Source organism: Bradyrhizobium sp. Pha-3, assembly GCF_042258615.1.
GTDB lineage: Bacteria > Pseudomonadota > Alphaproteobacteria > Rhizobiales > Xanthobacteraceae > Bradyrhizobium.
The window spans coordinates 3,225,247-3,240,266 of sequence record NZ_CP170152.1; the positions used below are offsets into that span (position 1 = coordinate 3,225,247).

Sequence of the window (15,020 nt, forward strand, 5' to 3'; positions counted from 1 at the left end):
CTATTCAAGGAACTATCCATGACTTATTCGCTCGCCACCATCCGACAAAACGCACGCGCGATCCCCGTCATCGAGATCGCCGGAACTTATTACGACCTTGCAAAGGTCGCGCCGGAGTTGCTCGAGCCTGCACCGCAGCGTGGGCTGGTGAATGTCTTTGAACGCTGGTCGGAGCGGCAGTCCACGCTCGACCGTCTCGTGGCCGACCTGAACGCGCAGCCGCGCCCTTCGGCTCAGGTTCGTGCACCCCAGCCCGATGAGTTTCTGACGCCGCTACAGTATCCGACCAAGGTCGTGCTCATGGGAGCGAACTATTACTCCCATGTGCATAACGACGCGGGATTCCGTGATTTCGACAAAGCGAACAAGATCCCCACTCTGTTCTTCAAGCCGCCTACCACAACGCTGGTGGGCTCCGGCAAGAGCGTCCGCTATCCCAGCCAGTCGAACAAGTTCGATTGGGAGGTCGAGTTGGCGGTGGTCATCGGCAAGCGGGCACGGCGGATCAGCGAAGCCAACGCCTTGGATTACGTCGCCGGATACACGATCGGCGTCGATCTCTCTGCCCGAGACTGGCAATTCCACGAGAAACACCTCGTGAAGTTTGATCTCTTTGGCGGCAAGGGCTTTGACGACAGCTGTCCGGTCGGGCCGAAGATCGTGCCGGCGCGGTTTGTCGCTCACGATAACCTGCAGTTGAAGCTGTGGGTCAATGGCGACCTGAAGCAGGACGCCAATACACGCGACATGATCTGGTCCTTGGCCGAGCAGATCGCGGCCGTCTCGGAGCACGTCACCCTGGAGCCCGGCGACATTCTGCTGACCGGCACGCCTGCGGGTGTTGGCCTCGCGACCGGCACCTTTCTCAAGGTTGGTGACATAGTCGAGGCTGAGATCGATGGACTGGGCCGGCTGTCTTTCGAAATCACCGCTGACGCTGACGCTCCGGCTTGGCAAGGAGGCGTCGCATGATCGTCGAGCAGCGCACTTATACCTTGCACCCCGGCAAAGCCGCGGAGTGGATCGAAGTCTATCAGCAACGAGGCTACGAGATGCAGGTCCGCTGTCTCGGGCGGATGGTTGGATATTTCACCAGCGAACTCGGCGTGCTCAATCAGGTGGTGCACCTATGGGCCTACGAGGACCTCGAGGATCGCCGTCGGCGTCGCGAGGTGCTTGCCGCGAAGCCTGAATGGCAGGCGCTGCTCAAAAAGCTTCTTCCACTTGTCCGCGAGATGGAGAGCAAGATCCTGATTCCCGCCCCTTTCTCCCCCGTTAGGTGACCGAGCGATGGCCCACGATACTAAAACAGAATTATCGTCCTTGGAGGACCGCCGTTGCGCGGCCTTGATCCAGGGGGACATTGCAGGCATTGCAGAGCTCCTCTCCGATGACCTGCTTTGGACTCATTCGTCTGCTCGCCAGGACACGAAGGCGAGCTTCCTTGCGGCACTGACTGAAAGGGCCACGCGGTATCTCGAGATCGACCGGAGCGATGAGAATATCCGGGTCCGCGGCGATGTCGCGGTGATCACCGGCGTCGCGGACATGCGGGCCGTGGTGAACGGCGAGGAGAAGGTTCTTCGTAACCGCTACTTGAATGTTTGGACCCGCGAGGACGGGCGGTGGCGGATGTCTGCCTGGCAGTCGACTAGCGTACCGCGTCACCGATCCCCCGAATCAACATCATTTCGGGCCTCACATGCGACACTGCGCTAGGCTCGTCACGACCTCTGTCTGGCAACTCGATGAGCTTACTGAAACTCTCCGATCGCGCAGTGCAAAGACGCCCGGATCGTTACTTGATCAAAAACATGAAAATTCTGCGCCTCTGCCTCGTCCTGTTGACGCCGATCTCACCTGCAAACGGGGGCCCCCGTTGCTCCGGTCAACCATCCCGCGAACGTCAATCGCATCGAGCTGCCGCAGGGATAGGGCAGGCTAGGCTGCTGCACGAAAGAGCCCGTTCTTCAACGCCAGAGCCCCCACTGCCAGGGTCGATGGAAGCGATGGATTATTTCCCAATTTGAGATGGTTGCAGGTCCGGGATTTGAACCTATTCGAGCACCGTTTTGGGTAGAGAGGAATCGCGCGAACGGCGGCTTTTGACGGGCTATCAAGAGGCCAGCTCGGGAGTTTAGGCTGCCCGCCGATAGGAAAACAGGGCTTCCAAAATAGTGGGTTTAGCGAAGACACCTTATTTTCAGCCTGAAAAGACGAAGGATGGTCGCTGGTTTGTGGCGGTCAAGACTGGCCATGGGCCGGATTCTCACATCGGAGACTTCGATACGGAAGCCGATGCGGAGCGTTGGATCGCTACCAAGGCGAAATACTGGCCAGGCAGAGAGAGTTGAAGCGCGGGCGCAACGTCGGTGCATCTGAAGACTCTTGGTTTCCAAGTCCTGGGCGAATGGAAGCGGTCTTAACTCAAATGGGTCAGATGAAACCGAATGGCCGCGTTGCGGCGCGAAACTGGGGCAGCCTCATTTACGTTTCTGGTTGGTCGGCTGTCGCTTCTGTTTTGAGGCAGGGCAATTGGAAGTGGCCGGCAGGGGCCGTCCGTTTTTCGAAGTTACGGACGGCCCCAACTTGGGGCCCGGACTCGGCCCAAGGCAAATATCCGGGAGCGAACCCCGAACGCCAGGAACAGTTAGCGTTCACGGCACGTTAGCGCTGCTGCGAGAAGTCCGTTGGTGCGTGTGATAACGGACAATCGCCAGTGCCCTGACCGGCCGCGAGGAAGCGTACATGACAGATGGAGACCCCATTGCACAGACTGCGACGCCGGAGCAGCGAATAGATCAGGCCTCGGAAGCGATCCGTCATATGGCTGAAGACGCCGTGTTCGAACCTCTACCGCAGCAGGATCGGTGGCTGCACCATATGATTGAAGCGACGAGAGCAGCTCCGCTTCGATCACTCGCACTCGCATTTCTGCTAGGAGTATTTTTGGCCCGTCGATAGCATGGACATCGGTTCTCCAATGGGAGCATTGCGCCACGCCAAAATGCTCGCAGGCTAGGGGAATGCGGTCGATAAAAGGATTCTTAGGTGGGCATCATCATGGGGCAATGAGGCGAGATCGCCTTAGGGACGCTAGACGACATCACTACAGTCGCGCCACATGTCCGCTTACACATCGAAGCGGTCATCCCGCATTGATGAGTACACGCTCAAATCCGAGTAACGGCAGTCATCATCGGCTTTCATCACGAGGCTTTTTCGCGCACCGGGTTATTGACTGCTGGTTAACCAGTCTTGTCCATACTGCACGGCCAGCCAGACCGGAGACGTGGAAGTGTCCTTCCAACTGACCGTCTTAAAAGTGCTGGCCGGCCAGCCCGCCGGGCGAGCAACCGTTGCCGAAGTCCGGAATGCCGTTGCAATCCTAATGAACAGCGGCAGGGACTGGACCGATCGCATGAAGCGGTTGGCCGAACATGCGCCGGACCTCAATATCTTCTCCGCAAAGTTCGTGTTGCGCGATGCTAACGGTTGGGAAATCACTGAGGAGGGGCGGCAATTCTTGGCCGCCGTCGAGACGGCGGTCGCCGTTCAAAGATCGCCGCTCCGATCAATCGACGATCCGCCGATGAGCGAACCCGCCGCTCCGCTTGGGATAGATGCGGTGAGAATATCCGATCTGCCTCAAAACCGTCGTCAGAAGCCGCGGCGTCGCCGCGGCAAAGGTCGGGCCAATCGGCGAACAGCGTAAGCGCATGGCTTCCGCTTTTGAAGGGTGCTCGGAAGGCTTCAACGTCCGCCTTTGAGAGAGAAACCAACCAAAGTTAAGCGGGCCGCATAGTCGGCCTGTGACCGAAAGCAGACATTGGGGCCAGTAACGAGGGTGAACCTGAGCGCGTCAAGCGGTTCGGAACGGTCGGACTGACCTTTGCGTTCCGTGCTCATCGATCGCCGATAGCTACAGTGCCCATTTTGCCCCACCTTCAGGAGGGCGGAAAAGCTCCCGCACTCGCAGCGGAGAGCAACCCGGGAATCTACGAAGCTTCCCGGTCTATGCTGAACGGCAATAATGTGGCTTGGGCGTCGTGCCCGTCGCCCGTGATTTGGCGGAAGGGGAGTCCTGTCAATCTTGTTGAAATGATCTGGCTTTCCTAACAGCTGCGGTGTGAGCTGCGGTAATGGAGATGAATGGTGCGCCCTACCTGGCGAGCATCTAAGCATCGAAACTATGCCAGTGAAAATTCAGTCCTCTACCACCAGACCTGACGGAAAGTAAGCGAGCAACTTTCCGGCCGGTGGACCGTACTTCCAGAAGCGCGCAGCGCGGTGAAAGCCGTCGATCAATATCGGAAAGCTGAACGAGCGACCAAACGTAATCGGATCCGCGGGAAATTCATAGCTCGTTCCCTTGGGAAGTACGCTTCGAGGATCATCGAGATCGAGGCTCGTCGTTGTCATGTATTCCTCGAACGAAATGAAACGTCCCTCGCTTTCGGGATCCCACACATTTGGAGGCACGAACATCGAGCCTAATCTGGCCCGTCCGATCTCGACAACGTCGAACGAAATTACGCCGGTTAGAAATGCGAGCAGGACGGGCCTCGCGCACGCCGCGCCAAAGGCAAGCTCATATCGTTCGGCCTCAGAGAGCTGCTCGAATGATGTCCCACTCAACCGCTTTGCGGCGAGATGCGCCAGGTCAGAATAGTGCTGAGCGGCCGGAGAATCTGTCAACTCGCTATAGCCCCACCGAGCTTGAACTTCCAACAAGGGGACGTTTTGCAGTCTCAAGACATCTACTTTCTCTCGATCGAAACTGGCTCGCTTTATCCAGGCCATTCCGGAATTGCGTCAAGTTGATGGTACTCGCGACTATTTGGTGCTCAGCCGGTCGCTGACACCATCGTCCCGCTGAACCACCAGGGGAGGGATGCAGACGTAGCTTTGCATTGTGGGATACGCCAGGTTCATAGCTCCATCGATCCCTCGATCCTCATCGACGATCGGTGTTCCAGGAAACGGTACGAGCTGCTTCTTGAGCGGCAGAACGCTCCCCAGGAAGCGCCGCGCCCCGCGTGGACTAATCGAGTATGCCTGTGTTCCGTAGGCGTGCCTCAGCCGGTGGGGGCGATAAGTTGGTCGGCCGTCCAGAGTATCACTCCAGGAAAAAGGTTCGGTTCGATCGTAGAACCGAAGCTCCGAAGCGGAAAATCCAAGATCGATCCAGAGATAAAGTGGATCGTAAATGAAACCCCACAAGACTATATCCCAATCGTTGGGCATCTGGGCCAGCACCGACAATCGGTGCTCATCGAATGCAGGATGACTAAGCGCGTCGTCCTCGAAAATCGTAAAAGGCTGGTCGTGAGAAGCTGCCTTTTGCCAAAGGTGTATGTGAGAGAGCGCGCAACCCAAGGCTCCCGCGCTGTAGTCAAGTCCGGGGGCAATGAGCCCCTCCCTTTCGAGCCGTGAGCGATCCAGCTTGCTGCCATCGATCGCTGAAACTCGCTCGACGTTGCTGAGTCTGGCGTTGCGAGATTTGAACTTATTCCAGCGGGCCGCGCTTCGGTCCAAATTGATGACATGGATGTCATTCGTTGATTGCTTGTTCCCTTGCGCTGCTCGAGGTTGCGTGTTTGTCCCCTTCGCCAGCAGGAATGTACCCAAGCCATTTGATACGATCGAGCGAGCCGCAGCCTCGGCGCCGACTGGATTTAGGTGAAAGGCGTCTTGAAAAATGTCAGTGCGGTCGGCTAATCGCGCTTCCAAATCGCACAGGATATGTTTTCCAGCACGAGCGGCCGCGCGAGTGGTCTCGTTGACCAATGCACGAGTTCGCACCACGGCTGGATCGATACGTTCGCCCCGCAGATGGGGAATAGTCGCAAACCAAAGCTCGATGCCAAACGATCGCGCCGCGAGGGAAAAGAGATCGAGTAGCCGACGACGATCCACGACGCTCGGTACGGAAAGCAAGTTTTGGTCGCGCCACGAGTTGTTCGTGTTGAGGTCGACGATCGGCTCGAGCCAACAATCGCGGCTCCAGAAACTGGCCTCAAGACCCGCGACATCCACATCCACAATTCCCGTCATCAGAATGACGACGTCCGGCTTAAGCGGTATGATTTTGTTGAGGAACAGATTCAGCATATGGAGAGTGGTCGCTCCGCTGTAGCCTCCGTTTCTAACGATCACGTCTACAGCACTCTCGCTACGCAGAATCGTCTCTAGCTTTGCACAAAGCCGGTCATCGGGATCGAGGTACATGCCTTCGACAACGCTGTCGCCGAGAACGATCACAGTTTGAGCTGCTGTAGCTGGAGAACTTGCTCCCCGAATGAAGCCGAGGGCGTCAGTCTCCAAAAGATATGGCTTCAGGACTAGGGCATGATTCCGACTTTGGACATAGTCGTCTGAAGGTGCGTGAGACAAGGATACGTTCGCAGGATACTCCTTCAATCGTATCATTCTTTTTGGCTTGCTTGCCGGAACGATATCCGTTCTCGGTGTTTCCCGTGCGAGCCTTGCGGCAAGTTCTCCGGCAATCAGCGGTCGGATTGCCTCGCCGTTGGATGCGAAGGTCAGCCATCCATAAACTTCTCGGGTGTCGAGCACTTGTGAAACTCCGGCTCGACGCGCGCTGTGGGAGAATACGACATATTCGTACCGACCGGAGCCATCATCGTAGGTCAGTTGTGGTATGACGTCTGCGCGAACCAGATACGTGCAATGAACGACCGGCACTTCGTGGAGTCCTGGAGACGAACGGCTCAGGATATTGTTGTATTCGTCGCTCGGCAGAAAATATCCGTTCGCGTCGATCTTTTGGTGATAGTTCGAATATAGCGGTCTGTCTTGATCTATACATTTGAGCAGCGGCGCTACGATCGGGCGATTCAAATCTATGAGTTGTCGCAGGGTCAGAGGGCGCAGATAATTGTCGACGTCGACCACGAGATAGTAGTCGCATCCCAGAGCCAAAGTCCGGTTCATGCTGTGCTGGCGGATTCGTCCCAGCACAGAAAATCGGGTGGCATTCCACTCGTGGTCGGCAAATTCCTCGACCCGTTCGGCGACGTCGCTGCTATCGAATTCTACGTGCGAGTACCGCGATCCGACACGTTTGAACCAGTCCTGTAGAATGTTGGCGGTGTCATCCTGATTGTTGTTGGTGCGGATGTGAATTGCAATCCTATCTGGCGGATAGTCGAGCGCCTCGATGCATTCCAGGTACAGCGGCAGATGGCCAGCTTTGCTTTTGGCGAGTATTGCTATCAGCACTTTGGGAAGGAGATCTGCTGCGCCGGGCTGCCGGGGCGCATCCGCAAGCTTGACCCTTTCGGAAATCCGGTCCTTTGCAAAACGCAGATTGTCCTCTACGCGTCTCTTCACACCCTCATCGATCGATGGAGTTTGAAGGATGCGAAGGCAGGCGTCGATACAGCCTTCATAATCGCCGGACCAATAGGCATTGACCGCGAATTCGTCGAGGAGCCCGAATGCATAAATCCATTCTTCGACGAATAGCGCTCCAATAGGGATCGGCAAATCGATGCCACCGCGAGCGATGTCGGCCCCCTGCTTGTTGCGGCCCTTCGAACGGCAGTATCGGCTGGCACCGTGTAACGCTTCGGCCCTCAGGGGTTGAGCGTCGGTGGCCCGCTGGTAAGCCGCAATGACGTCGTCCTCTGGGTGGGCAAGAGCCTCCTTGAGCCGTGCCGCGCTGTAGAGGGAAATGAATACCTCTTCCTGCCAGAAGCCCATTTCGGCACGAGCCAAGTAGTGGGGGAGTGCTTTTTCGGGTTCATTGCAGTCTCGATAGCTTTGGGCAAGATAGAACGTATAACGGGAGCGAAGAAACGCGTCCGTCTCGCTCTGAAGGGCACGTTCCAACAGCGTAGCATCCTTACGGTACTTCTGAGGATCTTGGCTGCGCGCGCCCCCGCCGCCTATCTGGATCGCAAAGCCGGGAGCTGTCTCTCGACCATGAGCGTCGGCCGGCGCCTCGACGAATTCGTGGAGCACGCCCCGAAAATAGAACTCCTTTTTGTTGCTGCAAATGTGTGGTCGATAGTGACGGATGCCGTTGTGGTTGATCGCCACGTCATAGAGGTCTGCGGACAAGCCGGACTTGAAGCCGGCAACGTCGAATCCCGGCTCGATGGTGAGTGCGTCATCGGCGTCGATGATGAAGGCGTAGTCGACGTCCGGTCTGCGGCGAAGGCAAGCTAGCGCGTGCGATCGGTTGTATGCGAAATCCCGCCACGGTTCGTCGATGACTTCGCCAGCCAGCCCATTTCTGTCGAGCCACTGCCTTATGACGTCTTGCGTGCCGTCGGTTGATCCTGTGTCTTCGATCAGCACATAGTCGATCAATGGCCGAACGCTGTCGAGACAGCGGTCGATGACCGCAGCCTCGTTCTTAACGATCATGCATAAGCCGATCGACTTTCCGACTCGTTGCGGCAATCTAAGCTCCTTCGCCACGTGCTGTTCGCTTCTGGGCGTGTTCTCTGACGGCAGAGGAGGCGACACAGCCGAAACCTTAGGCCGGGACACCGGATCGCTCTCAAGTGCCGAGCGGACCTCGGTCGCATCGATCGAGGCGATCCAAGACTCGCTGTCGGCGACCCCGTAGGACACGAGTAGCCGACGGCCGTCTGGATGCCACGCCAGGCCAGCTGCAAATTCTACGCCTTTGTCCTTGAAAAAGAACGGTCGGCTAAGCCGGCGCAGGCGATTATCGCGATCAAACCAGACAAAGCGATGCTGATAGAACCTTCGATCGTTCTGCCACTGAACTTCGTGGACGAGCGCGAGCCATCCTTGGTCGAATTCGATGAGTGGCGTTCCGCCTCGAAACTGTTCGACGGCAAAGCCAGCATCGCTCTCTGAGACAAGTTCACCCCTGTCGTTTACGATCTTGGTCGGGCCGCACGAGTAGACGAAACGCAGACTTGCGCCATTGACTTGTGGCATCCAGTTCTTTTCATGGAGTCGAGGACCCTCAGGACGAAGCACGCGCCACTCGGCGAGCCGGGTTTCCGAACTGCTTCGCTGTTCAATCCGGGCGATCAACTGTTCGCACCAGCCTTCGGCATTCAACTCGCGGACGCATGAACTGCCCCACAGCGAGCCATTCCAACTGAACAAACGGATATCCTCGAGTCCTTGCACTTCCTCGAACTGGGCTATTGGGAAGTCGGCGGGCGGCAAGATTTCGGCCGACGTTTGCACGCCGAGATCCGTGTCCAGCCGTAGCAGAAAGTTACGGGTCCGAATGGGATCGCCGCTGTCGGTCTCATAGGTGCCATCTTCGAGCAGACGAAAATTCACTGCGCGCTGCACGAGGTAGAGCTCATCTCCATGACGCGAGACGGATGGGTTGGTTGGCCGATAGCCTGTAGGCACATCGTATTGCACCGGTCGTGCCGAAAACGATTCAAATAGCTGCCGTGCTGACTGTAGGTAAAAGAATAGATTTGTCCGCGCGAGCTCGCGTGGGTCGTCTGGAATTGCTCGGTTGAGCGCTAATCCATTGCAGATTGAGTACCCACGGTCCCAGCGGGCAGCGTCCTGACTGTAATTTGCAGCGATCGAGAATTCCTCATGCAGGCCGGTCTGATAGACGTCGGTTTCGATGAAAAGGATGTCGCTCTCGGGAGCTGGTATGGAAAGTCCGAGCTCGGAAAAGTGGAGGCTCGTCTCATGTCTGCCGCGTTCCCGATAGTATCGCGCTAAATCGTAGAGGGGCTCGGCGCGTGTCGGCCGCTGCTTGAATGCCTCAAGCGCCTTGCTGACGAACGCGTCTTCATCGCCCATATCTCGCAGGCAACGCGCGTGCTGTAGCCGTGCCATCCACGCCTCTTCGTCCCAGCCTCCCATCTCTGCGCGCTTGGCAAAAGTTGCCGCGGCTTCGGCATACTGGCCGGCATCTCGATACGACCACGCAAGATAAAACCAGTATCGGGCGTTATCGGGCTCTCGCTCGAGTGCAGCTTTGAGCAGTCGTATATCCCGTTCCGATTTATCTCCGCGGTTCGCCCCGCTGGCGTGATCGATATACCAGGCGCCGTGCAATTCAACGACGTCTCCGGGGACGTCGATGTATTCGTGCGTGACTCCAACATACCTCGAGCCGCTGTCACGCCGCACCAATCGCGTGTTCCAATAGCTCAATCCGCCCGACGCGCGTTGGAGGAGGCGATAGCCGGGACCGGCAAGGGATCGGCTGAACTTGGCGTCGTCGACAATGAACTCCATATCGGCGTCGTTGAACAGGACATAGTCGAAATCGAGCTTTGAAGCGCAGGCGCGATCGAGCGCGTCGTTCCGGGCCTGGCCGAAATCGTGGAAGGGAATCGTATGGAGTTCACCCGGAAGATTGCGCCGGGCAAAGAATGTTCTGATGAAGTCCTGCGTGCCGTCGGACGAGCCAGTATCGCAGATGACCCAGCAAGAGATGTGATCAGCAACCGCCGACAGGCAGCGCTCGAGATTTGCCATCTCGTTCTTGACGATCATGTTCAAGCAAAGGCGCTTATTTTCTGCCACCGCCAAACTTTTTAGGTTGATGCAAGCAATTACAAAAAGCTCAAACTAGAAGAAGAGTTGATCGGTTCGACACGGCATGCGCCGGCCCTTTGGTTCCATCAACGGAAACACCAATCAACGTAGCTGAAAATGTTCGGGCAGCAAATTCAGCAAGTTGCGCCGTCTGATGCGCAGCCAAATCGTTGTTAATGGAACCCGTTAACCGAAATAATTTGACATAACTCGCGCTCGATTTTGAATCTTCTTGCGCTATTTTTCTCGATCTGCTTATGCTTAAGAGATTATTAATTTCTGCGGTCCGTCTGCGCTTCAGGCGGGGGTATTTGGACTGACGTTCAATCTTGGAATGTGTTCGTTGGCTGTTTGCTGATGGCTTAGGTGTGCGTAGCGGCTAACCACCCAAGGTTGAACCACTATTTCTAGTTGGATCGGGCGTCGGTTTCCGGGCGAAGGGGCTCCGGGCGTCGACCTCGTCCGTGTATTGGGTGGCGTCGCATGGTTAAGTCAGGTCGAGCCGGCAAGTCGTCGATTTCCCACAGCTTTCCGTCCATCGCACCTCCGATAACGGCGGCAGGCGTTGCTCAATATACTGGGCTTCTCTCTGCGGGCATCTCGAACGAGATCACGGTGACCGGATCGCTGCCGCGAGGCGCGACCACGCAAAACGTAACCTACTTCGTCGTCGATCGAGCTACGAAGACGATCGTTTCCCAAGTCATTTTGCCAGATGCGTCCGATCGCTTCAACGCGGTCGAGATGCGGATGAAGGTCGGGCGCTATGCGAGCGCCTACGACGTCGGCACTTTTGATGCGAACGGGGAGTTTACGGTCTGTCCGTTTCTGTCCGTGCGCAGTTCTCTGAATCTCTCATCACCTGGCGAACCAAGCAGCGGATGATCTGACCGTACTGCAGAGCGTCTGCACTTTGATTTTGGGTCGAGGCGGCAATCCGCGCTCGGCTGATTTGAATTGTCGTACATTAAAAACAGGACCAATTTCATGGCCCATAAATCAGAGCTTCTGTTCGTTGATCCGTTCGTTCCCGATCTGAACACGCTGCTGGAAAATCTGCGACCCGAGGTTCGTGCGGTCGTACTCGATTGCGAAAGGCCCGCAGCGAAGCAGATGGCGGAAGCGCTGGGCGGCGCCGAGCGATTGGACGCGATCCATGTTGTCGCGCATGGTGCACCGGGCCGAGTGGTCTTCAGTTCAGGAGAATGGTCGTCGGCGACGCTGGCGGGCGATGAGAGTGAGCTTGCAACGATCGGTCGTGCACTCAAGCAAGGCGGTGACTTGCGCCTGTGGAGCTGTCGTACAGCGCTGGCCGACGAAGGCGACCGTTTTCTGAAGGCGCTCGAAGATGCAACCGGCGCGGCCGTTCATGGCGCCAGCAATCCTATCGGAGCCGAGACGCTAGGTGGTCGTTGGACGCTCGATTCCGAGAGCAACGACCGCTCCGCGGAAGCGCCGATGACTGTGCTCGGTGCGCAAAGCTATCAAGGCTTGCTCTCGGCAGTTTTGACTCTCAATGGCACGATCGGAAACTCAGGTCAGCCCGTAGCTAACAACACATTCTATGTGGTTGATCTCAGCACCTTTACAATTGTGTCCTCATTTCAACTCCCGTCAAAGGGGTTCGGCGCGGGCACGGGTAACGTCTCGGGTTTCAGCGTTGAGACCCTGCTTCCGAGCGCAACGGGAACCTACGGAGTTTACTACAACTCTAGCGGGAACAGCTACACCTCGGTCGCAACCATCACGAACGGTGTGTTCTCGGGCGGTGGCGTGGCGAACGGCGATACATTCACGTCCGGAAGCGTTTCGACCTCGCTAGGCGCGACTGGCGCGACTGGCCCAACCGGAGCAACGGGCGCAACCGGTGCGACGGGAGCCAGCGGCGCAACGGGCGGTACCGGCGCTACAGGTGCGACGGGCGCCAGCGGTGCAACGGGTGGTACGGGCGCTACAGGAGCGACGGGCGCTACCGGAGCCAGCGGCGCAACGGGCGGTACCGGTGCGGCGGGCGCCACTGGTGCCAGCGGTGCAACGGGCGGTACAGGGGCAACTGGAGCCACCGGCGCGTCTGGTGCGACCGGCGGTACGGGTTCGACTGGAGCCACAGGCGCGACGGGCGACACCGGCGCAACCGGCGCCACAGGATCGACCGGCGCCACGGGTGCGACGGGCGATACCGGCGCAACCGGCGCCACAGGTTTGACCGGCGCCACGGGTGCGACGGGCGACACCGGCGCAACCGGCGCCACAGGATCGACCGGCGCCACGGGTGCGACGGGTGACACCGGCGCAACCGGCGCCACAGGTGCGACCGGCGCCACGGGTGCGACTGGTGACACCGGCGCAACAGGATCGACCGGTGCGACGGGCGACACTGGCGCAACCGGCGCCACAGGTGCGACTGGCGCCACGGGTGCGACTGGTGACACCGGCGCAACAGGATCGACCGGTGCGACGGGCGACACTGGCGCAACCGGAGCCACAGGTGTGACGGGCGCCACCGGCGCAACCGGCGCCACAGGTTTGACCGGCGCCACGGGTGCAACGGGCGATACCGGCGCAACCGGTGCCACAGGATCGACCGGCGCCACGGGTGCGACGGGCGACACCGGCGCAACCGGAGCCACAGGTTCGACCGGCGCCACGGGTGCGACAGGTGACACCGGCGCAACCGGAGCCACAGGTTCGACCGGCGCCACGGGTGCGACAGGTGACACCGGCGCAACCGGAGCCACAGGTTCGACCGGCGCCACGGGTGCGACGGGCGACACCGGCGCAACCGGAGCCACAGGTTCGACCGGCGCCACGGGTGCGACAGGTGACACCGGCGCAACCGGAGCCACAGGTTCGACCGGCGCCACGGGTGCGACAGGTGACACCGGCGCAACCGGCGCCACAGGTTTGACCGGCGCCACGGGTGCGACGGGTGACACCGGCGCAACCGGCGCCACAGGTGCGACCGGCGCCACGGGTGCGACGGGTGACACCGGCGCAACAGGATCGACCGGTGCGACGGGCGACACTGGCGCAACCGGCGCCACAGGTGCGACTGGCGCCACGGGTGCGACTGGTGACACCGGCGCAACAGGATCGACCGGTGCGACGGGCGACACTGGCGCAACCGGAGCCACAGGTGTGACGGGCGCCACCGGCGCAACCGGCGCCACAGGTTTGACCGGCGCCACGGGTGCAACGGGCGATACCGGCGCAACCGGCGCCACAGGATCGACCGGCGCCACGGGTGCGACGGGCGACACTGGCGCAACCGGAGCCACAGGTGTGACGGGCGCCACCGGCGCAACCGGCGCCACAGGTTTGACCGGCGCCACGGGTGCAACGGGCGATACCGGCGCAACCGGCGCCACAGGATCGACCGGCGCCACGGGTGCGACGGGCGACACCGGCGCAACCGGAGCCACAGGTTCGACCGGCGCCACGGGTGCGACAGGTGACACCGGCGCAACCGGAGCCACAGGTTCGACCGGCGCCACGGGTGCGACAGGTGACACCGGCGCAACCGGAGCCACAGGTTCGACCGGCGCCACGGGTGCGACGGGCGACACCGGCGCAACCGGAGCCACAGGTTCGACCGGCGCCACGGGTGCGACAGGTGACACCGGCGCAACCGGAGCCACAGGTTCGACCGGCGCCACGGGTGCGACGGGTGACACCGGCGCAACAGGATCGACCGGTGCGACGGGCGACACGGGCGCGACTGGAGCCACAGGTGCGACCGGCGCCACGGGTGCGACTGGTGACACCGGCGCAACAGGATCGACCGGTGCGACGGGCGACACTGGCGCAACCGGAGCCACAGGTGCGACTGGCGCCACGGGTGTAACAGGGGCAACGGGTGCGACCGGTGATCCTGGCGCAACGGGTTCGACCGGAGCCACGGGCTCGACAGGAGCAACTGGCAATACGGGAGCAACCGGCTCGACGGGCGCCACGGGAGCAACCGGCTCGACGGGCGCCACGGGAGCCACCGGCTCGACGGGTGCAACTGGTGCGACCGGCCGGACCGGTGCGACGGGTGCGACCGGACCGACAGGGCCTACGGGACCGACAGGCCCGCGAGGCAACACTGGTGCAACAGGTCGCACCGGTGCAACGGGTTCGACCGGCGCCACTGGGGCGACGGGTTCGACCGGAGCCACGGGCTCGACAGGAGCAACTGGCAATACGGGAGCAACCGGCTCGACGGGGGCCACGGGTTCGTCGGGCGCCACCGGCACGACGGGTGCGACCGGAGCCACCGGCTCGACGGGAGCTACCGGCTCGACCGGCGCAACCGGATCGACAGGTGCAACTGGTGCAACCGGCTCGACTGGGGCCACTGGTTCGACAGGCGCAACGGGAGCAACAGGTGACACCGGCGCGACCGGAGCCACAGGTGTGACCGGAGCCACCGGCTCGACAGGTGCAACCGGCTCGACGGGTGCCACCGGCGCCGCGGGCTCAACAGGTGCAACCGGCTCGACAGGTGC

At 60.0% G+C, this 15,020-nt stretch carries 8 protein-coding genes and 1 pseudogene; 6 read left to right on the forward strand and 3 right to left on the reverse strand.

The features are described 5' to 3' along the window. Positions 1-18: 18 nt before the first annotated feature. The 4 genes from ACE10Z_RS15105 (at position 19) to ACE10Z_RS15120 (ending at position 3,715) form a co-directional block, all read left to right on the forward strand. Positions 19-972: a fumarylacetoacetate hydrolase family protein gene (locus ACE10Z_RS15105; RefSeq protein WP_375788618.1), complete on the forward strand. Its 954-nt coding sequence runs from the start codon at positions 19-21 to the stop codon at positions 970-972. Next, positions 969-1,283, forward strand: a complete 315-nt coding sequence (locus ACE10Z_RS15110) for an NIPSNAP family protein (RefSeq protein ID WP_375788619.1) — start codon at positions 969-971, stop codon at positions 1,281-1,283. The genes ACE10Z_RS15105 and ACE10Z_RS15110 overlap by 4 nt, the downstream gene beginning before the upstream one ends. A gap of 7 nt (positions 1,284-1,290) precedes the next feature. Continuing rightward, complete coding sequence (locus tag ACE10Z_RS15115) at positions 1,291-1,719, forward strand: nuclear transport factor 2 family protein (protein ID WP_375788620.1); 429 nt, start codon at positions 1,291-1,293, stop codon at positions 1,717-1,719. A gap of 1,579 nt (positions 1,720-3,298) precedes the next feature. Then, complete coding sequence (locus ACE10Z_RS15120; protein ID WP_375788621.1) at positions 3,299-3,715, forward strand: hypothetical protein; 417 nt, start codon at positions 3,299-3,301, stop codon at positions 3,713-3,715. Positions 3,716-4,206: 491 nt separating this feature from the next. Here ACE10Z_RS15120 and ACE10Z_RS15125 read toward each other — a convergent pair whose 3' ends face one another. Together ACE10Z_RS15125 and ACE10Z_RS15130 are read right to left on the reverse strand one after the other, a co-directional pair. Further along, positions 4,207-4,803 (reverse strand): hypothetical protein, encoded by a 597-nt coding sequence (locus tag ACE10Z_RS15125; protein WP_375788622.1) that lies wholly within the window; start codon positions 4,801-4,803, stop codon positions 4,207-4,209. 33 nt (positions 4,804-4,836) lie between these two features. Next, positions 4,837-10,488 (reverse strand): glycosyltransferase family 25 protein, encoded by a 5,652-nt coding sequence (locus ACE10Z_RS15130; protein ID WP_375789838.1) that lies wholly within the window; start codon positions 10,486-10,488, stop codon positions 4,837-4,839. Positions 10,489-11,013: 525 nt separating this feature from the next. Here ACE10Z_RS15130 and ACE10Z_RS15135 point away from each other — a divergent pair. Together ACE10Z_RS15135 and ACE10Z_RS15140 are read left to right on the forward strand one after the other, a co-directional pair. Further along, positions 11,014-11,415, forward strand: a complete 402-nt coding sequence (locus tag ACE10Z_RS15135; RefSeq protein WP_375788623.1) for a hypothetical protein — start codon at positions 11,014-11,016, stop codon at positions 11,413-11,415. 102 nt (positions 11,416-11,517) lie between these two features. Beyond that, positions 11,518-11,967, forward strand: a pseudogene (locus ACE10Z_RS15140) (DUF4347 domain-containing protein); the annotation flags it as partial. Positions 11,968-12,254: 287 nt separating this feature from the next. On the opposite strand, the gene ACE10Z_RS15145 reads toward ACE10Z_RS15140, so the two are convergent. Then, entirely contained in the window at positions 12,255-14,330 is a 2,076-nt protein-coding gene (locus tag ACE10Z_RS15145) for a hypothetical protein (protein ID WP_375788624.1), read from the reverse strand. Positions 14,331-15,020 lie beyond the last annotated feature (690 nt).